Source organism: Janthinobacterium sp. (assembly GCF_031995485.1).
In the GTDB taxonomy this organism is placed as follows: Bacteria; Pseudomonadota; Gammaproteobacteria; order Burkholderiales; family Burkholderiaceae_D; genus Janthinobacterium.
This window is the reverse complement of record NZ_DAMAGB010000048.1, coordinates 1-21,599: the sequence shown is the minus strand read 5'-3', so window position 1 is coordinate 21,599 and position 21,599 is coordinate 1. Positions and strand designations below refer to the sequence as shown.

The 21,599-nt window shown below is 64.7% G+C and carries 19 protein-coding genes and 1 pseudogene; 9 read left to right on the top strand and 11 right to left on the bottom strand.

Features of this window, described 5'->3' with window-relative positions; genetic code table 11:
- Window positions 1-118 precede the first annotated feature (118 nt).
- The 4 genes from RTQ46_RS22095 (at window position 119) to RTQ46_RS22080 (ending at window position 5,181) form a co-directional block, all read left to right on the top strand.
- Entirely contained in the window at window positions 119-2,323 is a 2,205-nt protein-coding gene (locus RTQ46_RS22095; RefSeq protein WP_312439740.1) for a TonB-dependent receptor, read from the top strand.
- 60 nt (window positions 2,324-2,383) lie between these two features.
- Complete coding sequence (locus tag RTQ46_RS22090) at window positions 2,384-3,622, top strand: DEAD/DEAH box helicase (protein WP_312439739.1); 1,239 nt, start codon at window positions 2,384-2,386, stop codon at window positions 3,620-3,622.
- 57 nt (window positions 3,623-3,679) lie between these two features.
- Window positions 3,680-4,297 (top strand): LON peptidase substrate-binding domain-containing protein, encoded by a 618-nt coding sequence (locus RTQ46_RS22085; RefSeq protein WP_312439738.1) that lies wholly within the window; start codon window positions 3,680-3,682, stop codon window positions 4,295-4,297.
- A gap of 140 nt (window positions 4,298-4,437) precedes the next feature.
- Entirely contained in the window at window positions 4,438-5,181 is a 744-nt protein-coding gene (locus tag RTQ46_RS22080) for a DNA-binding protein (protein WP_312439737.1), read from the top strand.
- A gap of 77 nt (window positions 5,182-5,258) precedes the next feature.
- On the opposite strand, the gene RTQ46_RS22075 is transcribed toward RTQ46_RS22080, so the two are convergent.
- Window positions 5,259-5,603 (bottom strand): DUF1294 domain-containing protein, encoded by a 345-nt coding sequence (locus tag RTQ46_RS22075; RefSeq protein WP_312439736.1) that lies wholly within the window; start codon window positions 5,601-5,603, stop codon window positions 5,259-5,261.
- A 135-nt stretch (window positions 5,604-5,738) separates the two neighbouring features.
- On the opposite strand from RTQ46_RS22075, the gene RTQ46_RS22070 reads away from it, so the two are divergent.
- Together RTQ46_RS22070 and RTQ46_RS22065 are read left to right on the top strand one after the other, a co-directional pair.
- The gene (locus RTQ46_RS22070) at window positions 5,739-6,719 is read left to right on the top strand and encodes a chemotaxis protein CheB (protein ID WP_312439735.1); all 981 of its coding nucleotides are present in this window, start codon (window positions 5,739-5,741) and stop codon (window positions 6,717-6,719) included.
- A 117-nt stretch (window positions 6,720-6,836) separates the two neighbouring features.
- Window positions 6,837-9,236: an ATP-binding protein gene (locus RTQ46_RS22065; RefSeq protein WP_312439734.1), complete on the top strand. Its 2,400-nt coding sequence runs from the start codon at window positions 6,837-6,839 to the stop codon at window positions 9,234-9,236.
- A gap of 7 nt (window positions 9,237-9,243) precedes the next feature.
- Here the strand turns inward: RTQ46_RS22065 and RTQ46_RS22060 are convergent, their stop codons facing one another.
- Window positions 9,244-9,678, bottom strand: a complete 435-nt coding sequence (locus RTQ46_RS22060; protein WP_312439733.1) for a DUF2141 domain-containing protein — start codon at window positions 9,676-9,678, stop codon at window positions 9,244-9,246.
- A gap of 30 nt (window positions 9,679-9,708) precedes the next feature.
- Here RTQ46_RS22060 and RTQ46_RS22055 point away from each other — a divergent pair, with 30 nt between their 5' ends.
- Window positions 9,709-10,224 carry a sterol desaturase family protein gene (locus tag RTQ46_RS22055; RefSeq protein ID WP_312439732.1) on the top strand — a complete coding sequence of 172 codons (516 nt, stop codon included), beginning with the start codon at window positions 9,709-9,711 and terminating at the stop codon, window positions 10,222-10,224.
- Here RTQ46_RS22055 and crtB read toward each other — a convergent pair.
- The 8 genes from crtB to RTQ46_RS22015 form a co-directional block, all read right to left on the bottom strand.
- Window positions 10,133-11,101 (bottom strand): 15-cis-phytoene synthase CrtB, encoded by a 969-nt coding sequence (gene crtB, locus RTQ46_RS22050; RefSeq protein ID WP_312439731.1) that lies wholly within the window; start codon window positions 11,099-11,101, stop codon window positions 10,133-10,135. The two genes, RTQ46_RS22055 and crtB, sit on opposite strands and share 92 nt — an antisense overlap.
- Window positions 11,098-12,588, bottom strand: coding sequence for a phytoene desaturase (locus RTQ46_RS22045; protein WP_312439730.1), 1,491 nt, complete (start codon window positions 12,586-12,588; stop codon window positions 11,098-11,100). Before RTQ46_RS22045 ends, crtB begins: the two co-directional genes overlap by 4 nt.
- Complete coding sequence (gene crtY / locus RTQ46_RS22040; RefSeq protein WP_312439729.1) at window positions 12,585-13,766, bottom strand: lycopene beta-cyclase CrtY; 1,182 nt, start codon at window positions 13,764-13,766, stop codon at window positions 12,585-12,587. The genes RTQ46_RS22045 and crtY overlap by 4 nt, the downstream gene beginning before the upstream one ends.
- Window positions 13,759-15,069 (bottom strand): glycosyltransferase, encoded by a 1,311-nt coding sequence (locus RTQ46_RS22035; protein WP_312439728.1) that lies wholly within the window; start codon window positions 15,067-15,069, stop codon window positions 13,759-13,761. The genes crtY and RTQ46_RS22035 overlap by 8 nt, the downstream gene beginning before the upstream one ends.
- A gap of 22 nt (window positions 15,070-15,091) precedes the next feature.
- On the bottom strand, window positions 15,092-16,009 hold the full coding sequence (locus RTQ46_RS22030) for a polyprenyl synthetase family protein (RefSeq protein ID WP_312439727.1): 918 nt from the start codon (window positions 16,007-16,009) through the stop codon (window positions 15,092-15,094).
- A gap of 786 nt (window positions 16,010-16,795) precedes the next feature.
- Window positions 16,796-17,611, bottom strand: a complete 816-nt coding sequence (locus tag RTQ46_RS22025) for a hypothetical protein (protein ID WP_312439726.1) — start codon at window positions 17,609-17,611, stop codon at window positions 16,796-16,798.
- Window positions 17,612-17,841: 230 nt separating this feature from the next.
- The gene (locus RTQ46_RS22020; protein WP_312439725.1) at window positions 17,842-19,050 is read right to left on the bottom strand and encodes a voltage-gated chloride channel family protein; all 1,209 of its coding nucleotides are present in this window, start codon (window positions 19,048-19,050) and stop codon (window positions 17,842-17,844) included.
- A 171-nt stretch (window positions 19,051-19,221) separates the two neighbouring features.
- Window positions 19,222-19,467, bottom strand: coding sequence for a hypothetical protein (locus RTQ46_RS22015; protein WP_312439724.1), 246 nt, complete (start codon window positions 19,465-19,467; stop codon window positions 19,222-19,224).
- A gap of 85 nt (window positions 19,468-19,552) precedes the next feature.
- Here RTQ46_RS22015 and RTQ46_RS22010 point away from each other — a divergent pair, with 85 nt between their 5' ends.
- Window positions 19,553-20,632, top strand: coding sequence for a transketolase-like TK C-terminal-containing protein (locus tag RTQ46_RS22010; protein WP_312439723.1), 1,080 nt, complete (start codon window positions 19,553-19,555; stop codon window positions 20,630-20,632).
- 7 nt (window positions 20,633-20,639) lie between these two features.
- On the opposite strand, the gene RTQ46_RS22005 is transcribed toward RTQ46_RS22010, so the two are convergent.
- On the bottom strand, window positions 20,640-21,083 hold the full coding sequence (locus tag RTQ46_RS22005) for a MarR family transcriptional regulator (RefSeq protein ID WP_312439722.1): 444 nt from the start codon (window positions 21,081-21,083) through the stop codon (window positions 20,640-20,642).
- A gap of 142 nt (window positions 21,084-21,225) precedes the next feature.
- Between RTQ46_RS22005 and aceE the strand changes: the two are divergent.
- Window positions 21,226-21,599, top strand: a pseudogene (gene aceE / locus RTQ46_RS22000) (pyruvate dehydrogenase (acetyl-transferring), homodimeric type); the annotation flags it as partial.

Genomic DNA, 21,599 nt, shown 5'->3' with positions numbered 1-21,599 from the left:
CGGCCTGGTTTTCATGCTATTTAATTTTTTATAAGAAATATTTTTGGACAGTTGTGTCATCAGGGCACAATTGCTTCAAAATATACTCGCCGTTTCCAGCCAACTTCCACGCTCTCCGATGATGCCACGCCGCCCGCCCGTTCTTCGCCTGACCGTGATCGCTACCGCTGTCCTTGCCTTGCAGGCCCAGGCGCAGCAGCAGGAGCAACCAGCGGCCAGCGAGGAGCCGGCACCGGCACTGCAGAAAGTGGAAGTCAGGAGCAGCTACGATCCGCGCCGCGACGATACGGCCAGCAAGATGATCGTGTCCAGCGAAGAAATCGCCAAATACGGCGACACCAGCGTCACCGATGTGCTCAAGCGCCTGCCCGGCATCACGGTGTCGGGTGCGGCCGGGCGCGCCGGCGGCGAGATCCGCATGCGCGGCCTGGGCAATGGCTATACGCAGATACTGCTCAATGGCGAGCGCGCGCCGGCCGGCTTTTCGCTCGACACGCTGTCGCCCGACCTGATCGAGCGCATCGAAATCCTGCACGCGGCCAGCGCCGAGTACAGCACGCAGTCGATTGCCGGCACCATCAATGTGGTGCTGAAAAAAGCCGTGAAGACGGCGCAGCGCGACATCAAGCTGGGCGTCGGCGGCGGCCGCGATGCGCGTTCCGGCACCGGCAGCCTGCAGTGGTCGGACAAGGACGGCAAGTTTTCGTATTCGCTGGCAGCGTCCGTCTACCGCCACGATTACCGGTATGAGGATGCGGCAAGCCAGCCGGCGCTGGAGCAAGGCTACTTGCCCGACGGCACGCAGAACCTGCTGCGCCGTATCAGCGGCAACAGCGATGGCCGCTCGGAAGGCATCAACCTGTCGCCGCGGCTGAACTGGAGTTATCCCGATGGTGACAGCCTGGCGTTGCAGTTTTTCCTCAATGCCGGCCGCAGCGGCAACCGCAGCGGCTCGCATGCCGAGACGCTGCTCGGCGCGCGGCCCGCTTACGACCGCAACGACAGCGTGTCCGGCAATCGGCAGGGGTTCGCCCGCGCCGACGTGAACTGGGTGCGCAAGTTCGAGGGTGGCGCCAGGCTGGAGCTGGGCGCGCGCGCGCAAACCACCGGCAGCTCGGCCGACACCCATCCGCTCGGCTATGTCGACAATGTCGGACTGGTACTGGACCGCAAGGTGCGGGTGGAGGCGTCGTACGACAGCGTGTCGTCCACCGGCAAGTATTCCACGCCCTGGATGGCGGGCCATGCGCTGTCGATGGGCTGGGACGGCACGTACAGCCAGCGCGCGGAGGACCGCAGGCAGCGCGAACAGGCCCTGCCTGGCGGGGCGCCGCCAGCCGACAGCGATGACGATTACCATTCCCGCGTCAGGCTGCTGGCCCTGTACGCGCAGGATGAGTGGGACATCACGCCGCGCTGGTCCATGTATGCGGGGCTGCGCTGGGAAGGCATCGCCACGCGCAGCTTCGGCGACAGCCAGGAATCCACGCAACAGCGCAGCAGCGTCTGGAGCCCGCTGCTGCAAACCCTGTGGAAGCTGCCCGACACCAAGGGAGACCAGCTGCGCCTGGCCCTGACGCGTACCTACAAGTCGCCGTCCACCTCGAACCTGATACCGCGCCGCAGCCTTTCCACCAACAACAGCCAGTTCGATCCCGACCGCCAGGGCAATCCAGGTCTGCAGCCGGAACTGGCGCTGGGCGTCGACGCCTCGTATGAACACTACTGGGCGGAAGGCGCCTTGCTCAGCGCGCGCGCCTCGGCCCGCCGCATCGACGGCTATACGCGCCAGGGCCTGCTGCTGGTCGACGGACGCTGGGTGTCCATGCCCGTCAACGACGGCCGCGCCGAGACGCAGACAGTGGAACTGGAGGCCAAGTTTCCGCTGCGCGCGGTGCTCGCTGCCACGGCGCCGGCGATTGACCTGCGCGCCAGTCTCGGCCGTAACTGGTCGCAGGTGCGGCAGGTGCCGGGGCCAGGCAACCGGCTCGACCAGCAGACCCCGCTCAGCGGCAACCTCGGCATCGATTACAAGACGCCGGATGGCATGCTCACGGCAGGCGGCAGCCTGGTCTTTACCGGCGGTGGCCCCGTGCGCATCGCGCAGCAGCAGTATGCCTACACCTCGCCGCGGCGCGACCTGGACCTGTATGCCTTGTGGAAATTTAATCCGAAGAACCAGCTGCGCCTGGCCGTGTCGAACCTGCTGGCGCAGGACTTTGAAAGCAATACGATCTATATGGATGCGAGCGGCACCATCGCCCGCAACAATATTTCGCCCAGCTCGCCACAGGCGCGCGCCACCATGGAAATGAAGTTCTGACTGGGGCACCTGGCTGGCCTATAATCGCGGCTTCTTTTCCGCTTTGCTGCAAGGTTTCCCATGACATTTTCCTCCCTCGGCCTGATCGATCCCCTGGTCCGCAAACTTGACGAACTGGGCTACGACAAGCCGACCCCGGTGCAGGCCAAGGCAATTCCGGCCGTGCTGGCCGGGCGCGACCTGATGGCCGCCGCCCAGACCGGTACCGGCAAGACGGCCGGCTTCGCCGTGCCGCTGCTGCAGCGCCTGACCCTGGAAGGCATGGTGGCGCCGCAATGCGTGCGCGTGCTGGTGCTGGTGCCCACGCGCGAGCTGGCCGAACAGGTCTATGCGAGCTTTCGCAGCTATGGCGGCAACTTGCCGCTGCGCAGTTTTGTCGCGTATGGCGGCGTGCCGATCGAGCCGCAGGTCAGCAAGCTGCGCAAGGGTCTCGATGTGCTGGTGGCCACGCCAGGCCGCCTGCTCGATCTGCAGTCGCAGGGCGCGGTCAGGTTCGAGCAGGTGCAGACGCTGGTGCTCGATGAAGCCGATCGCATGCTCGACCTCGGTTTCGAGCGCGAACTGGACCTGCTGTTGATGGCGATGCCCAAGCAGCGCCAGACGCTGCTGTTCTCGGCCACATTCTCGGACGCCATCCGCGCGATGGCCAAGACCATGCTGAAGGATCCCGTCTCGGTCGAAGTCAGTCCGCGCAACAGCACGGTGAAAGCGGTCAAGCAGTCGGTGATCGTGTGCGACAAGAAGCGCAAGCCGGAACTGTTCTTGCACTTGTTGAAGAAAAAACGCTGGGGCCAGGTGCTGGTGTTCGTGAAAACCCGCAAGGGTGTCGAGGTACTGGTGAACACCTTGCTGGAGCAGGGCGTAGCGGCCGATTCGATTCATGGCGACAAGACCCAGCCGAACCGGCTGCGCGCGCTGGCCCGTTTCAAGGCGCGCGAGGTGCAGGTGCTGGTGGCCACCGACGTGGCCGCGCGCGGCCTCGATATCGAGCAGCTGCCGCAGGTGGTCAATTTCGATCTGCCGACGGTGGCCGAAGATTATATCCACCGCATCGGCCGCACGGGCCGCGCCGGCGCGTCGGGTGAAGCGATCTCGCTGGTCTGCGCCGACGAAGTGGAACTGCTGTCGGCGGTCGAAGCGCTGACGCGGCAAACGTTGAAACGCAGCGAGGAGCCGGGCTTCGAGGCCGAGCACCGCGTGCCAGGCACGGCGGCGGGCGGCGCGATCCAGAAAAAGCTGGTCAAGGTGCTGGCGCCAAAAGCGGCTGAACGCGCCGCGAAACGACGCTTTTACAAATAGGCCGCTTGCCGGACAAGACGTGCTGCACGCCTGCGGCATTCGTGCCATCATGCGTGCATGACCTCGATACCCTTGTTCCCGCTCAATACGGTGCTGTATCCCGATGGCTATCTGCCGCTGCAGATCTTCGAGGTGCGCTACCTGGACATGATACGCAAATGCATCACGGGCGAGCAGCCGTTCGGCGTGGTGCAGTTGCTGGACGGCGCCGAAGTGCGCAAACCTGGCCAGCAGGAGACGCTTGCCCAGGTCGGCACCCTGGCACGCGTGATGGACTGGGCGGCGCCCTTGTCTGGCCTCTTGCAGATCAAATGCATCGGCACCCGCCGCTTTCATGTCGTTTCCAGCGAGCAATTGAAGACGGGCCTGTGGATGGCGCAGGTCGAACTGCTGCCGGCCGACCTGTCCATCCCGATTCCGCCAGAGCAACAGAACGTGGCCGACGCCCTCGGCGCGCTGATCCGCACCTTGCAGGAACAGAAAATTCCGCTCGACCAGATGCCGATCCAGCCGCCGTACCGGTTGGACGAATGCGGCTGGGTCGCCAACCGCTGGTGCGAACTGCTGTCGCTGACGCCGGTGCAGAAGCAGTTGCTGCTGAGCCAGGAAAATCCTGTGCTGCGGCTGGAACTGGTGCAGGACACCCTGTCCGAAAACGGCCTGCTCGAAGATTAGCCGCCACGCGACAGCCATATCAAGATTCTGTTGTTCAAGTGCAATTTCTGTTGAGAAATACTTTACGCTATGGCGCCGCTTGGATAAGATGATGCCCCTGAGAAAGTAAAAGGCTCAGGCAACGCACACGAGAAAACATCATGGCAAAAGCACACGCGGAACAGATCAATGCGGCAATGGACGCGATGGCGGCTGAAGGCCAGCCCATTACGGTGCGCGCGCTGCGCGAAAAACTGGGCAGCGGCGCCTGCCTGGGCACCATCAGCAAATTGCTGCAACGGCGCAAGGCCGGCGCACAGCGCCAGATCGCCGCGGCAGCCGAACTGTCGCCCGTGCTGCGCCAGGCCATACTCGATTTCGTGGGACAGGAACTGACAGCCAACAACAGCGCGCATGAAGCCGAGATGAACGAGAATCAACAGGAATTGATGGACCTGGCCAGCGAGAACGAGCGCCAGCAGGAACTGCTGGAAGTGCAGGCAAGCGAACTGGAAACCTTGCGCGCCGAGCTCGAACGCGAGCGGCAGGTGGCCAACCAGGCCCGCACCGACCTGGCCAAAGCGCAGCTGCGCCTGGAAGGCCTGCCGCGGCTGGAAGAAGCGGCCGAGCAGGCGCGCATGGACCTGGCCAAGGCCCAGTTCAAGCTCGAAGGCATCCCGCGCCTGGAAGAGGCCGCCGAAACGGCGCGCGCCGAGCTGATCCAGGCGCAGCTGAGGCTGGAAACATTGACCCGCGTGGAAACCGAACTGGCCACCGTGCGCCTGGAACTGGAAGCGGAGCGCGAGGAACTGGGCGAAACGCGGGCCGAGCTCGATGAAGAGCGGACCTTGCGCATCAAGGCGCAGCAGTTTATCGTCGATCCGATCTTCAAGACACCGGTCTGATTTTTACCCCGGAAGCAAAAACCGGGGTCGGACCCTCAGGGTCCGACCCCAGCCTTTTATGCCGGGCGGGTTGCATGTCACCGCACCCCCGCAGCGCTGCTTGCCAGCCACCCGAACCCCGCCATATTCACCACCACCGTGATCCAGAACACGATCTGAAACGAGCGCTTGGCGGTCTTGTGTCGCAGCCATTGCTGGGCCAGCACGGCGCCCGGCCAGCCGCATAGCAATCCCAGCAGCCACAGGGTCTTTTCCGGCGTGCGCCAGGCCTGGTTGCGCGCGGCGCGCTTGTCGATCGCATAGACGGCAAAGCAGGTAATGCTCATTACGCCATACACGGCGCCGACCAGCAGCGGCACCTGCCACAGCAGGCTGGCGGCGAGATACAGCAAGGCAAACACGGCAAGAACGAGATAGGGCATGGCTGGTGTGATGGCGAAGTGAGCCGCATTGTAACCGCAAGCCCGGCGCCGGAAGTGTGTTAGCGAGCGTACAGAATGGCCGGCTGCACGCTTTCACAATAGGGGCGAGATCAATGCCGCGAGAGGGGCTTCATCGTGCAACCGCTTGTTGTCATGGGTGCTTCCGTTGGCGGGATGGAGGCTCTGTCCATTATCTTTGCCGCCTTGCCGGCTGATTTTCCGGCCGCCATCCTGGTTGTCAGCCATGTCGGTGCGCGCAAAAGCCTGCTGCCCGAGCTCCTGGCCAAAACTTCCGCGCTGCCGGTGCGCTATGCGCAGGACCGCGAACCGGTAGGGCCAGGCCGCGTCCTGCTGGCGCCTCCCGACTACCACATGCTGGTGGCCATCGCGGCCGGCCGTGCCACGGTCGAGCTGACGCGCGGCCCGCGCGAAAACCATACGCGTCCCGCCATCGATCCGCTGTTCCGCTCGGCCGCCGCGGCGCTGGGGCCGCAGGTGGTCGGCGTGATACTCAGCGGTTATCTGGACGACGGCACGGCTGGCCTGCAGGCGATCAAGGCCTGCGGCGGGACTGCCCTGGTGCAGGAACCGGAAGACGCGGTGGCGCCGTCCATGCCGCAAAGCGCGATCCGCAATGTGGCCGTCGACTTGTGCCTGCCGGTCGCCGACATGGCTCCAGCACTGCTGGCGCTGGCCAGCGGGCAGCCGGCGCCACCGCAGGCCACGCCACCGCCTGGCTGGATCGCCGTCGAAAACCGTTTCGCCAGGGGAGTGGGTAACATGGAACAACTGCAAAAAATCGCCACGCCATCGACCTTTACCTGTCCCGAATGCCAGGGCACCCTTTGGGAGCTGACGGACCAGCAGCCACAGCGTTTTCGCTGCCATACAGGGCACAGCTTCACGGCGCCCATCCTCGGTGAATTGCAGCACGAAAAAGCCGAGGACGCCATCTGGGCTGCCGTGCGCGCACTGCAGGAAAAGGAACAGCTGTTCCTCAGCCTGGCCGCCAAGGCCGCCGCCTGGCTGCATCCGGGCACGGCCAGCGAATACACGCAGAAAGCGCACCAGGCCAGGGAGCAGGCCGATCTGCTCAAGCGGGTGCTGCTGGCCTAGGGCGCATGGCTTGCCTGTCTCTGTGTGGCAACGCCCATAAGCGGGCGCAGCCACATGAGATAATTCTTCCTGCCCGCACCATGGGCATCGAGAATCGCGTAGCCAGATGGGTTGAACATGACGAAATACGGCGCACCGCCACCAGTCCTTTTACACAATGCCAGGCCAGGACCATACTGGTTCCTGAGCGGCGACGACGCGATGAGCGCCAGGGTACTGGCCCACGACTGGTCGTCGAGCGCGCTCGGTTCTCTTGATACCTGGTCGACGCATCTGCAGTCGGTCGTCAGCACCGTGCTGGCCATGCCGTTTCCTACCCTGCTGTGGTGGGGCGGCTCGCTGACGCAGATCTACAACGAGGCCGCGCGCAAGTGCTTCGACGTGCTCAAGGCGCCGCAATCGCTGGGGCAGGATGCCGCCGCCTGCTGGGCTGCCGATTGGGAGTTGCTGGGCGGGCAGCTGGCGCAAGTGGCCAGCACCGGCCGCGCGATCCGCCACCAGGACATGCTGATCCCGATCGTGCGCAACGGCCGTCTGGCCGAGTGCTACTGGACCTATTCGTACACCCCGCTGTTCGGCGCGTCGGGCACGGTGGACGGCATCATGATCGCCAGTACCGAAACCACCGAGCGCGTGGTGGCGGTGCGCCGGCAAGCAGCGCTGGACCTGCTGCGTGGCGGCCTGGCCGGCTGTGCCACCATGGCCGAAGCCGAGGCCATCACGCGTCTGGTGGCAGCGAGCGTGCCGCGCGATATCCTGGCACTGGGTTTTCCCGGCGATGCGGCGCTGCGCGGCCCGGGCCGGCGGGTTGCCATCGAGGCCGGCACGGCGGGTGCGGCCGGCCAGGCCGGTAAATTCCTGCTTGAATTTCTTGCCTCCGAGACCTTGCTGCACGACCTGGCGTTCGAACAGTTCCTGCAGCAGTTCGCCAGCATCGTCGCCTCGGCCATGCAGGGCCTGGAGGCCGCCATTGCGCGCGATATTTTGCGCGAGGAACGCGACCGCCTGCTGCTCGATGCACCGGTCGGCGCGGCCGTGATGATCGGCGAGGCGCTCAACTTTCAGCTGGTCAATCCGATGTACGCCATGGTGTCGGGCCGCGAAGCGGACTGGATGGTCGACCAGGATTTTCTCGACGTCTTTCCCGAACTGGCTGGCTCGCCCGTGCACCGCAGTTTCCTGGCGGTCTATCGCGACGGCGAGCCGTTTGTTGGCGAAGAAACGCTGGTGCAGCTGCACAAGCATGGCGGCGAGCTGGAAGACCGCTATTTCACCTACAACCTGTCGCCCTTGCGCCGGCTCGACGGCGGCGTGTATGGCCTGATGGTGATTGCGGTCGACATTACAGTGCAGGTGCAGGCGCGCACGCAGATCCAGCGGCTCAATGTGGAACTGAACCAGTCCTCGCGCGCGAAAGACGAGTTTCTGGCCCTGCTCGGGCACGAATTGCGCAATCCGCTCGCGCCCATCGTCACGGCCCTGGAACTGATGCGCATGCGCGATACGGTTACGCAGCGCGAGCAGGCCGTGATCGGCCGCCAGGTCACGCACCTGGTGCGGCTGGTCGATGACCTGCTCGACGTGTCGCGCATTACCCGTGGCAAGATCGAATTGCGCAAGGAAGTGGTACCGCTGGCACGGGTGGCCGGCAAGGCGGCCGAAATGGTGCAGGCGGCCATGCAGAAAAAGCGCCAGGTGTTCGATCTCGATATCGCCCCGGTGGACCTGTGCGTCGATCCGGCGCGCCTGGCGCAGGTGCTGTCGAACCTGCTGACCAATGCCGTGCGCCATACGCCCGAAGGCGGCCATATTGCGCTCAGCGCGACGCAGGGCGGCGGCATGGTGACCATCACGGTGCGCGACAATGGCGCCGGCATTTCCGCGGAACTGCTGCCGCGCATCTTCGAGGCCTTCGTGCAGGGCGAGCGCAAGCTGCAAGGCTCGGTAGGGGGCCTGGGTATCGGACTGGCCCTGGTCAAGAGCCTGGTGGAAATGCACGATGGCACTGTCAGCGCGGAAAGCGGCGGCGCGCAGCAGGGCAGCAGATTCACGATCTGCATGCCGACCGGGCTCGGTTATCGTGCCAACCTCACGCATGCGGACGGCGTGCGCCCGCAAGACGATATCGCTGCCCTGGTCGAGCTGGTGCGGGCCCGGCCAAGCCGCGTGCTGATCGTTGACGACAACGTGGACGCGGCCGATTTTCTTGCCGAACTGTTGAGTTCATGGGGCCACAGCGTCAGGGTGGCGTACGACCCGGGCGCCGCCATCTGTGCCTGCACGGGCAGGGCGCCCGAGCTGGCCATCCTCGACATCGGCCTGCCCGGCATGGATGGCTACCAGCTGGCGCGGCAATTGCGGCAATTGCCGGGATGCAGCGAGCTTGACTGCATCGCACTGACCGGCTTCGGCCAGGAAACCGACAAGGCGCGCTCCGAAGCCGCCGCCTTTATCGGGCACCTGGTCAAGCCGATCGACGCGCGGCAGTTGCTGCAGGTGTTTATCGACCGGCGCTGAGCGCGCCTTAGTGGAGCTTGATCTTCACCGCCATATCGCCTTCCTGCACCGTGATGGCGGCATCGTCGAACTTGGGCGGGCCGAAGCGGCTCGCCGCGTCGCGGCTGAAGCCATAGTCTTCCTTGGGAATGCCGATCAGGTTGCGATCGAGCTCCGCGTTGTCGTTCTCGTCGTGATAAGCCAGCACGGCCCAGGTGCCGGCGGGCACCTGGCCGACCTTGAGCACGGTCTCGCCAGCCTGCGCCGGCGCCGACGCCGTATGCAGGCACTGCTTGAGGAAGCGTTCCTGGTCGCAGACGGCCACCCGGATCTGTCCTTTGGCATTGCTCACGTTGCTGACATGCACTTCGATGGTGGCGGCCAGCGCGGCGCCGCTGGCAAACAGGGCGCCGCACAGCAATACTGCGGTGCTCAGGGCCGATGCTATGGTAGGCTTGTTCATCTTTTGTCACTCCTGTAAAAACAAATGTTAATGAATGCATTGATCGTGCTGGCCACCGTGGTGTTCATGGAGCTGTTCTCGGTGGTCGCGCACAAATATGTCATGCATGGTTTTGGCTGGGGCTGGCATCGGTCCCACCATGAACCGCGCAGCGGCTGGTTTGAAAAAAACGATCTGTACGCGGTGGTTTTCGCCGGCATCGCCATCGTGCTGATTTACCTCGGCACCGAAGGGCGCCATCCGCTCGAATGGATAGGCGCCGGCATGACCGCCTACGGCATGCTGTACTTTATTGCCCATGACGGCCTGGTGCACCAGCGCTGGCCGTTTCGCTATGTGCCGAAACGCGGCTACCTGAAACGGCTGTACCAGGCGCATCGCATGCATCACGCCGTGCACGGCAAGGACGGCGCCGTATCGTTCGGCTTCCTGTACGCGCCACCGGTGAGCCGCCTCAAGCGGCAGTTGCAGGCGCTGCATGGCGGTCCGCTGCGTGAACGGGACGCTGCCACAGTGCAGCAGGACGAGCCGCCGGCTGCCCCTTGACGCGCGAGGCCAGCGCACTCATCGCGCCTTTGCAGAGCAGCCACAACTTGGTGGCGCGCGAGGTGCCCACCCGTTCATCCCAGGCCTGCGCGCCGCGCGCTTTTACCTCGATGCCGATCTGGCGGTACACCTTGTGCGCAGTGGCGATCGCCCACGCCGAGCGCAGGGGCAGGGCGGCCAGTCCCTCGGTGGCGGACGCATAATACGGTTCCGCATGCTCGACCAGCCGCGCCGCCACGCGCGCCAGCGCCGCGCGGTGCCGTGGCAGTTCCAGCTCATCTTGCGGGATGCCCGCTTCGCGCAGCCAGGCGGCCGGCAGGTAGCAGCGTCCGATTTTTGCATCGTCGACGATATCGCGCGCGATATTGGTCAGCTGGAAGGCGATGCCCAGGTCGCAGGCGCGGTCCAGCACCGCCGGCTCCTTCGCGCCCATGATGGTGGCCATCATCAGCCCCACCACGCCGGCCACGTGATAGCCATAGCGCAGCGTGTCGTCCAGTGTCTCGTAGCGCGCTTCCTGCACGTCCATCGCAAACCCCGCCAGGTGATCGAACGCGTACTGTGGCGCGATCTTGCAGCGCAGCGCCACTTCCTGGAAGGCGGCAAAGGCCGGTTCCCGCATTGGCGCGCCCGTGTAGGCCAGATGCGTCTGTTCCCGCAGCCGCGCCAGTGCGCCGGCCGCCGCTGCCGCATCCTGCGCCACGGCGGCAAAGCCCAGCTCCTGTCCATCGACCACGTCGTCGCAATGGCGGCACCACGCGTACAGCATCAGCACGCTGCGCCGCACGCCGGGCGCAAACAGGCGCGCCGCGGCGGCAAAGCTTTTCGAGCCGACCTCGATGGTCTCGGTGGCATGCGCCAGCAGGGCTTCGCTCATCGTGCGGCGTCCTCCAGCATCAGGCCGGCCGTGGCCTTGGCCGAACCGATCACGCCCGGCACGCCGGCGCCGGGATGGGTGCCGGCGCCGACCAGATACAGGTTGGACACGTCGCGGTCGCGGTTGTGCGGCCGGAACCAGGCGCTTTGCGTGAGGATCGGTTCGAGCGAAAAGGCCGAACCCACATGTGCGTTGAGCTGGTCGCGGAAATCGAACGGCGTGAAGATGCGGCTGGTCACCAGCTGGCTGCGCAAGCCCGGCATGTAGCGCTGTTCCAGGTACTCGAAGATGCGGTCGCGGTAGCGCGGCCCTTCCACATCCCAGTCGATGTCGGCATTGCCCAGGTGCGGCACCGGCGCCAGCACATAGTGGCTGCCGCAGCCCGGCGGCGCCAGCGACGGGTCGGTCACGCATGGCGCATGCAGGTACAGCGAAAAATCGTCGGCCAGGTGCTGGCCTTTGAAGATGTCCCTGATCAGGCCCTCGTAGCGTGGACCGAAACACACCGTGTGGTGGCGCAGCTGTTCATGATGGTGATCGAGGCCGAAATACAGCACGAACAGCGAATTGGAAAAGCGCTTTTTGCCCAGCGAGGCCGCTTCGGCCACGCCGCGCGGGTGATGCCCCAGCAGCGAACCGTAGGTATGCACCACGTCCGCGTTCGACGCCACCATCTGCGCCGGAAACACGCGGCCATCGTCGAGGCGCACGCCGGTGGCGCGGTTGCCGGCGGTGTCGATGCGCGCCACCGAGGCGTTCAGTTCGATGCGTCCGCCCAGGTCCTCGAACAGCCGCACCAGCGCCAGGATCAGCGCGCCCGTGCCGCCGCGCGGAAACCACACGCCCCAGCGCCGCTCGAGCGCATGGATCAGCGTGTAGATCGACGAGGTGGCAAACGGATTGCCGCCCACCAGCAGCGAGTGGAACGAAAACGCCTGGCGCAGGTGGTCGTCTTCGATAAAGCGCGAGACCATGCTGTAGACGCTGCGCCAGGCCTGCAGCCGCGCCAGCTGCGGGCCGGCGGCGATCATGTCGCGAAACGACAGGAACGGCACGGCGCCCAGCTTCAGGTAGCCTTCCTCGAACACGGCTTTCGAATAGGCGAGAAAGCGCTGGTAGCCGGCCACGTCTTTCGGGTTGCGCGCGTGGATCTGGCGGTCGAGCGCCTCCTGGTCGTTGACATAGTCGAAGTGGTCGCCGTCTTCCCAGCACAGGCGGTAGAACGGCGCCACCGGCAGCATCTCGATATAGTCGGACATTTTCTTGCCGGCTACCGTGAACAGTTCTTCCAGCGCGGTGGGGTCGGTAATCACGGTGGGGCCGGCGTCGAACACGAAGCCCTGGTCTTCATACACATAGGCGCGCCCGCCCGGCTTGTCGCGCTTTTCCAGCAGGGTAGTTTGCATGCCGGCCGCCTGCAGCCGGATGGCGAGCGCCAGGCCGCCAAAGCCGGCGCCCACGACCACTGCCTGTTTTGATTCGTTCATTCAGTTTTTCCGATCTGGTGAGGGTGGATTTTCAGTGCTGCGCTGAGCGCCTGGCCGACCGGTACCGGCGGCTTGCCCGATACCAGGCGTAGCTGGTCGGCCCAGGTCAGGCGGCCCGCATAAAAGCGCGCGATCAGCGGTGCAGGCAAATGATAAAAACGCTGCATCACGCGCCAGCGGTGATCGGCTTCCCCGGCCAGGAACAGCATGCGGTTGAGCAGGCGGAAAAAGCGCTGGCCGCGCCACTCGCGCAAGGCCTCGGCGCGGATGCCGGCGAACAGGCCCGGTGCGTCGAAGGTGGCCAGCGCGGCGATCTGCCCGGCCAGCCGCACCGCATGCGGCAGCGAGTAGCCGGTGGTCGGATGAAACAGCCCCGCGCGCAGCCCGGCGCCGGGCTGGCCGTGCAGGTCGTGCCAGAAACCGTCGATATCGCCGGCCAGCACGATCGGCAGCGAGCCGTGTTCTTCGCGCAGCAGTTCTGCGATCTGCCAGCCGCGCGCGGCGGCATAGGCACGGATGTTGGCGCGCAGGCGCTCGGGCTGCCAGGCGGGCGTGTCGACATAATGCGTGTCTTCGATCAGCACGCGGTCCGGGCCGAACGGCAGCACATAGACGAAGCGGTAGCCTCCTTGCTGCTCCACGCTGGCGTCCATGATGATCGGCGCCGACAGTCCATGCGGCGCGGCCAGGCGCACTTCCTGGCCCAGGAAGGTCTGGTAGCCCAGCGCCAGCCTGCTGCTGGGCCGCATGCCGCGCCCGTCGATCACGGCCCGCGCGTGCAGTACTTCGCCGCTGGCCAGTTGCACGCTGGTCGGCGTCACGTCCCGTATCGGCGTGTTCAGGCGCAGGCAGTCGCCCAGCGCCGCCTCGATCACGCGGGCAAAGTCGCTCGACGCGATGCTGGCATAGCCGCCTTCGACGGTGCGCGCATGTTCCGGAAACATCACGTCGTAGCGCGGCCAGCGCGACGAAACGAGCGGCGCGATCCAGGCGCGCTGCGCGTCGGTCAGGTCGCTGTCGTGGAAGGACCAGGTATGGTTGCCCCCAAGCTGCGCATCGCGTTCGAGCAGCACGATGCGCAGCTCGGGGCGCGCCGTGCGCAGGCGCCAGGCGATCAGGCCATTGGCCAGGCCGCCGCCGGCCAGGATCAGGTCATAGAGAGGTTGGTCTTTATGCAAACCGCGCTCCGTTGACGCCAGCCGGCGATGACTGCAATGCCGCTTCGACCAGATCAGCTGCGCGCGCGGCGCCGCCGGCCGCGCGGATGGATGCGGCGAGACCTGCGCCACGCTGCACGAATTCGGGCTCGTCGAGCAGCCGGCGCAGCTGCGCGGCCAGCTTGCCCGGACTCGCCCAGCGGCTTGATGCCTGCAGTCCGACGCCGGCATGCTTGATGCGCGCCGCCACGCCCGGCTGGTCAAACGCGATCGGCAGCGCCAGGATCGGCGTATGCGCGGCAATCGCATCCATGGCCGTGTTCAGGCCCGCATGCGACACCACCGCGTCGGCGCGCGCCAGCACCGCCTGCTGGTCGGCAAACGCGCAGACCCAGGTGGCGCCCGCTGCGCTCAAGGCGTCGCACTGGCGCGCATCGAGTCCGCCGCAGTGCGCGACCAGCAGCTGCGCGTCGAGCCGGCGGCAGGCGCGGGCAATGCGCCGAAACAGCGCAAAGCGCTCGCCCTGCAGGGTGCCCAGCGAGGCAAAGATGAAGGGCCGGTCGCGGCTGACCAGCGTCAGGTCCGGCGCGCCGCTGGTGTCCGGCCCAGGGCCGGTTGCTGATGCGGTGCGCAGCGGCCCCACATGATGAAAGTGGGCAGGCAGCTGGAAGCGCGCAAAATCGAAGCCATCTACCGTCTGGCTCAGTTGCAGCAAGGGCGACAGGCAGTCGTGCAGCCCGTCGCGCGGTGACAGCCCCAGTTGCATCGCGCCGGCGGCGATCGCGCTGCGATGCGGCGTCATCAGCCAGTCATAGACTTTGGTGCTGCCTTCGCACAGGCGCAAGCTGCGCTCGTCCTGGCCGGCCGCAAATGGCATCACGGGCAGAGGGATACCCGGCTCGCGGTTGACGGGCAGGGCGCAGGCGACCGAGACGAACGGCATGCCCAGCGCTTCGGCCGCCAGGCCCGCGCCCGCTTCCATCTGGTCGGCCAGCACGCAGTCGACCTGCAGCTGTTGCAGTGCGCCCGGCAGCTCGCGGCAGAACATGGCGGTGGTCTGCGCCATGTCCTGGATGACACGGCGCAGTCCCATGATGCTGCCGGGATTGGCGGCCAGTTTCAGCGAGGCGGCCAGGGAGCCGGGCGGATACAGGTCGATACCCAGCGCATGGAAGGCGATGCGGCGGTCTTTCAGGAATGCCGCAGCGTCCGGCCGGTGCAGGAAGGTGACGCGGTGGCCGCGTTCGATCAGCGCCACGGACAACGCTTCCATCGCATTGACATGGCTGTATAACGCTGGTGTCACTACGCCGAAATGCGCCATGCGGTGTCTTTCCTTGTGGACTTCAATAGCCGAGCGCGGCAGCGCCAGTCGCGTGCGCGGCCATGCGTGGTTCGCGTGCGGGGCCAGGTAGCGGTTTGCTGCCGGCAAAAAAACTGCCCAGCAAACGGCGCGTACCCTGCTGCGCGCCGACCGCATCGTCCAGGTGGCGCTCCGCTTCCTGCAGATGCAGCTGCAGGCGCCGCTGCGCTTCGTCGACGCCCAGCGTGGTCAGCAAGGTGGCCTTGCCGGCATCGAGTCCCACATCCTTGCCGGTGACGGCGCTGTCGTTGCCGGGCAGGTCTTTCAGGTCGTCGCGAATCTGGAATGCCTGGCCGGCGGCAAAGGCGAATGCGCGCAGCGACTGCGCCACGCCGGCATCGGCCTGGCAGATGATGGCGGCCATGTCGACCGTGGCGCCCAGCAGCGCACCGGTTTTCAGTTCATTGGTGAGAGCGATATCGTCGACGCTGCGCGCCACGCCGCCATGCAGGTCCTGGAACTGGCCTTTGGCCAGCCCCTGCGTACCGACCGCTGCGGCCAGCGCGGTGACCAGGCTGGTGCGTACTTGCGGCGCCAGATCCTCGGCCCTGGCGAGAATGTGGAAGGCGCGGCTCAACAGCGAAATTGATGCCAGGATGGCGACGTCCTGGCCGAACGTCACATGGATGGCGGGCGCGCCGCGGCGCAGCCTGGCGTCGTCCATGCACGGCATGTCGTCGAGCACCAGCGAGGAGGCATGCACCAGTTCCACCGCGCAGGCCACGTCGACCAGCGCCGGCGAGGCGCAACCGAGGTCGCGCGCGATGACCATCAGCAGCAGCGGCCGCATGCGCTTGCCCGCGCCCAGCGTGGCCGCGCGCATCGACATCGACAGCAGGTCGGCGCCGTCGCTGCTGTCGGTCACGAGCTCCTGTATCCGTTCTTCAAAATGGCGTTTCATGGCGTCGAGTTCATTCGCCGCCTGTCCCTGGAGGGGATCGCTGGCAGCACTGTACCGCCGTCGTTCTGTCGTCATGCGCAAAGTCCTCCGATAGTGGGTTCATGCGAGCTGATCATTCGACAACGAGTGTACCGGAATTCCGGAAAATGTCGCCTGTCTCATCTGCGCCGTGGCGTGCCGACGGTGCGCTGACTAACACAGGCTCGGTTGGGTCGCTATCGTCCACGGGGTGGACGGCATGTGCTGCATGCTGGCCACAGCATCAGGTGATACCAGAAGAACCGGCGCGCGCCTTGCGCCGCGTCAGTATTTTGGTGCCTGGTCTCGGCTCTGCATTTGCCCGTAAAAAACAACCCGATCGATAATTGGCATTGAAGCCAGCTGCCTTCGAAGCTGGCTAGGCCTGTGTGCTTTATTTTCACTTTTGGTGAACTCGTCCCTTTCATTGCTCATCTAATAATTTGGGTTGGTATTTTTGATAATGATAATGAACGGAAAGAGAGACCATAAAAATTTATGTTGCTCCAGGGTGTACCATGAGTAACCGGACGCGTGGTTTTATTGCTAACGATAAAGATCGAGAAAACTTGCTTAATGTCCAGTTGAGAAAGAAAATCACACGAGCGATTGTCGATGTCGTGAGTGGCAAAAGGATGCAGGCGCCAAGTTAACACGTGGATGCCGATGGCGCAGAAGTTGAGCTGACATTTGAAGTCGATTCAGGCAGAATCCGGAATGGGCTTTTCTGCCTGGATTGTTCCATTTCAAGAGCATTCGATATCTCACTTACTGGCTAGGCGTGACGGCGCGCGGTGTGTTGTTTGCGTCTATCAGCCTTCTGAAAGCGGTTTGGGCTTCTGCCGCATCTTGAACGCTTCTGGAAATATTATATGAGGTTACGGCCTTGTCTGCGAAAGAAAGGGCCGCCACTAAACTGCATGCGTGATGATAGCGGCCAATATCATTAATCGCCTGCAAGACAGAATAGGTGGATGAATCATTGTCTCGTTTGACATTTACCTCCAATGCTATTTCCTGTTGGCGTTTTTCGATCGACTTTGCAATGACGGTGATGGTCTGATCGAGAAAGTAATCCTGATTATATTCACTACGAACTCCAGTGAAAAAAGCAGCTCCTCCAGAAAGCGCCCGCGCCGTGTCCACTCCTTTGGCGAGTGCGCCTGCGGATCCAAGAAACAGCGAGGTGGTGCCGAGCCAGAAGTTTGCACGCGCCTGTTTGCGAAGGACATTGGATTTGTACTGATCGCATAGTTCATCCGATGAGGTTTTCAAACGGTCCTGTACCAGATTTCGACGGCGTTTTTGCTCCGCAGGGTCCAGCTTGGAGAAGATCACCAACTCATTTTGAAAAATTTCATCGAAACCTGACTCCGGATCTTTTCCTTTTTCAGCGGCTGGCGGTGTTCGTCTCGTTCCTTCGGATAACAATGAGATGATATCAACCGGTTTGCCTAAAGAAGGCATGAGCTCATCGGGGTTCCATTTGCCCATGCTGTCGCTGGCATGTCGAACGTTTGCACATCCACACAGGGTAAAGAAAACGAATGTCGTAAGCCACGATAATTTGACCTTGCTTCTCATGATTTTCCCTTTTCATCACATGGTTGAATGGGGTATTTCATTCGCAATCAATTTCAGCAGAACGCGATTTCCCAGTCTAGGTCATGGATAAGCAGGCACAGATCGATTCGGTCAAACAAATACCTTATGCGGTAATCAGGGCAGCTATGGACAGCAAATTGAGCGGGAAAACAGGCTTCGACGATGGCTATACTCATGTCCCTGTCGTCATCAAGGCGTCTTGGCCGGGGTCACTGAACCGGTGGCAGTGTCTCGCGCGATGCGCGCTTGCTGCTATCGATATTCTGCGCTTTGTAGATGCCCGTCCGTCCCGAGCAGCCATATGCCATCAGGCAGGCGATCGCGGCATGCGCGCCGATGCCGGGACCGAACAGCTCCATCGCCATCACCGTGCACGCCAGCGGGGTATTGGCGGCGCCCGCAAAGACCGCCACGAAACCTACCGCCGCCAGCAGCGCGAACGGCTGCTGCAGCAGCGGCGCCAGCGCATTGCCCAGGGTGGCGCCGATAAAGAACAGCGGCGTGACTTCGCCGCCCTTGAATCCTGAACCGAGCGAGACAATGGTAAACGCCATTTTGGCCAGGAAATCATGGCCGGGCAGCGGCTGCCGCAGCGCATCGACGATGGTGGGGATGCCCAGGCCGATATATTTGTCGGTACCCAGCAGCCAGACGGCCAGCGCCACTACCACGCCGCCCGCGAACGGGCGCAGCGGCGCGTACGACATCGCGCGTTTCATGGCGCCCGCCAGCGCATGAGTGGCGCCGGCAAACACCCGGGCCGCCAGGCCGAACAGCACGCCGGCGATGGCCATCGCGCACAAGGCCCGGGCTGTCATATCGGGAATCAAGGGGAGCGCGTAATGCGTGTGATGCACGCCCAGCCAGCCACCCCACAGCAGCTCGACCCGGTCGGCCAGCAGGGCGGCCGCCAGGCAGGGCAGCAGTCCCGCATGGCGCGAACGGCCCACGGCCAGCACTTCGAGGCCAAATACGGCACCGGCCAGCGGCGTGCCGAACACGGACGCGAAGCCGGCGCTGATGCCGGTCATCAGCACGATGCGCCGGTCGGTCTCGTCGAGCCGGCACCAGCGCGCCAGCTGGTCGGCCAGCGCGCCGCCCATCTGCACGGCCGTGCCTTCACGGCCGACCGAGGCGCCGAACAGGTGCGACACCACCGTGGCGCCCAGCACCAGCGGCGCCATGCGCAGCGGAATCGGCTGTTGCGGGGCGTTGATCTCGGTGATCACCAGGTTGACGCCGCCTTCGACCGCGCTGCCGTAGCGCAGGTAGAACCAGCCGACGGCAAAGCCTGCGGCCGGCAGCAGCCAGAGCAGCCATGGATGGCCCATGCGCGTGCCGGTGGCCCGGTCCAGCGCCCATAGAAACCAGGCCGAGGCGGTACCGGCGAGGACAGCGACGGGAAGGGCCAGCAGCACCCATCGGGCATGGCGATAAAAGGAATTTTTCAGAACGATAGCCGTTTCGTGGTGAAGTCCGGTTGGGACAGGTCGGATCCGGACAAGCGGCCGGCCAATGCCGGAGCAATGCGGCTCAGGCAAAAATTCTAGCATTGCCAGCGCTTGCGCACCACCGGATTGTGGCCTGTGCTAGCCGCGGATCTTCGCCGCTACCGCCGATGCATGGTTGCGCGCCAGCGCCTCGATGATGGCGGCGAGGACAACGGGCGAAGCGTCGGCGCCGAAATGGGCCTGCTGCAGCTGCTTCGCCTCCGCGATCTGTGCCTCGGCCAGTTGGACGGCGTAGGCCATGCGTGCTGCTTCGGATGGGGTCAGGGTCATGGCTTCCTTCGAGACGGTGGAGAAGGTGGCGCTTGCGATGCCACATGATTGCAATTACAATCATTGCAAATGCAATCGTATCGGGTTGCCGCTTGTAGCGCAAGCCTTGTGCTACGCCACCGTCATCAAGGAGAGTTACATGCAGCCGACCATCTTCACGCCGCCGCCGTCCACTGCCGCCACGCGCCGCTCGGCTGCCGCCTGCCTGGCTGCGCTGGCAGGGCAGGGTGGGCAGCGGCTGCCCATGTCGCCGCGTGGCGCGCTCGCCGCCATTGCCGCGCGCCTGCGCCAGGACGCCAGGCTCGACGGACATCTGCATATCGTCAGCACGCGCGCGCCGCAAGACGAGGCGCCTGGCCGGCCACTGCAGGCCAGTGCCTGGCAGCTGCGCTTTGGCCGTCCGGGCCAGGCCGAAACGCCGCTGCTGTACCTGGTGCACGCGCAATCGGTCGAGTCCCTGCGGGCACTGCTGCAAGCGTCGTGCGGGCGCGGTATCGTCTGCAACGATGCCGAGGCCGAACAAGCACGGACGCACTGGCCCAAGGGCGTGCAGCCCGCCTTGCCGGCCTGGCTGGCGGCCCAGCCGGGCTGCATGCCTTTCGATCCTGCCTCGGGCGCAGAGGCGTGCGCAATACTGGAAGGTGCATTGCGGGCGCTGTACCTCGAACGTCATCCCGGCTTTTATTATCTGGCCACGCATGACGCGGAGGTGGCGCAAGGCGGTGCCTTGTCGGCCGATGACGCCGCTGCGGCCTGCCAGGGCATGTACCGCCTGTCGTCAGTTCATGACCACGGGCCGGCGCAGGTGCGCCTGTGCGGCGCCGGCAGCACGCTGGCGTCGGCCAGCGGCGCCGCCGTGCTGTTATGGCAGCACTGGCAGGTAGCCGCCGAGGTATGGAGCTGCACCAGCTACACGCGGCTGGCACGCGACGCACGCGCGGCCGGGCACTGGAACCTGTGCCATCCGTCGGCGCCGCCGCGCAGCGCGCATCTGCAACGCTGCCTCGGCGACAGTGCCGCGCCAGTGGTGGCAGTCAGTGGCTATGGCCGGCAGATCGCGGGCCAGATCGGCGGCCATCTGCGCGCCCGCGTGGTCGCACTCGACTTTGACGCCGATGCGTCCTGGATGGCGATTGCCGCGCTCAAGGCGCTGGCCGACCAGGGCAGCTTCGAGCTCCGGCGCCTGGAGCAGGCGCTGCGCCGGTACGGTTATGCATGAGGCGGCCCTATGCCAGCTCGCGTGCCGCGCCGGCGGCCCGTTCCAGCGCGGCGTGCAGGCTTGCGCGCTCGTCCGCGCTGAACTGCGCCAGGAACAGGTCGGCCACCGTGGCCTGGTAGACCCTCCACATCTTCTTGCGCAGTGCGCGTCCGGCGGTCGTGATCGAGACAAACGCGGCGCGGCCGTCTTCGCTTGAACGCGAGCGCGTCACCAGGCCGTCCTTTTCGAGCCGGTCGACCAGCCGCGTCAGGTTGTAGCGTTCGATGGCCAGCGTATCGGCCAGTTCGTGCATGCGCCGCGAGCCGTCGCTGCCGCTTTCCAGTCCCCACAGCACGTCATACCACGCATAGGCGGGCAGGCCGGCATCCGCCAGCCGGCGTTCGATCTCGCGGATCATCAGGCGGTGCGTGCGCACGAAGGAGAACCACAGGTCGGGGGTAGCTGCAGACATGGAGAGGCGCCTTTCAATTCAATTGTCGTTGCAAATGCAATTATACCGCCATATAATTGGCTGCATAACGATTGCAAATGCAACTATTGCGTTTGCAATTATTTGGTCTGCCTTTCAATGCTTTTCCCTCAGGAGATATGCCATGTCCTTACCCCTTACGCTGCCCGACGCCGATCCGCAGGAAACCCGCGAATGGCTCGACTCGATGCAGGCCGTGGTCGCGGCGGAGGGGCGCCCGCGCGCCCACTACCTGCTCGACCGGCTGGTCGATGCCGACACCGCGCAATACGGCGGCCTGCACGGCCGCGTCACCACCGCCTATGTCAACAGCATCGCCACCGAACGCCAGCCGGCCTATCCGGGCGACCTGGGCATCGAGCGCCGCCTCAATGCCTACATCCGCTGGAATGCGATGGTGATGGTGCTGCGCGCGGCGAAACACTCGAACGTGGGCGGTCATATCGCCACCTATCAGTCGGCGGCGGTGCTGTATGACGTCGGTTTCGATCATTTCTT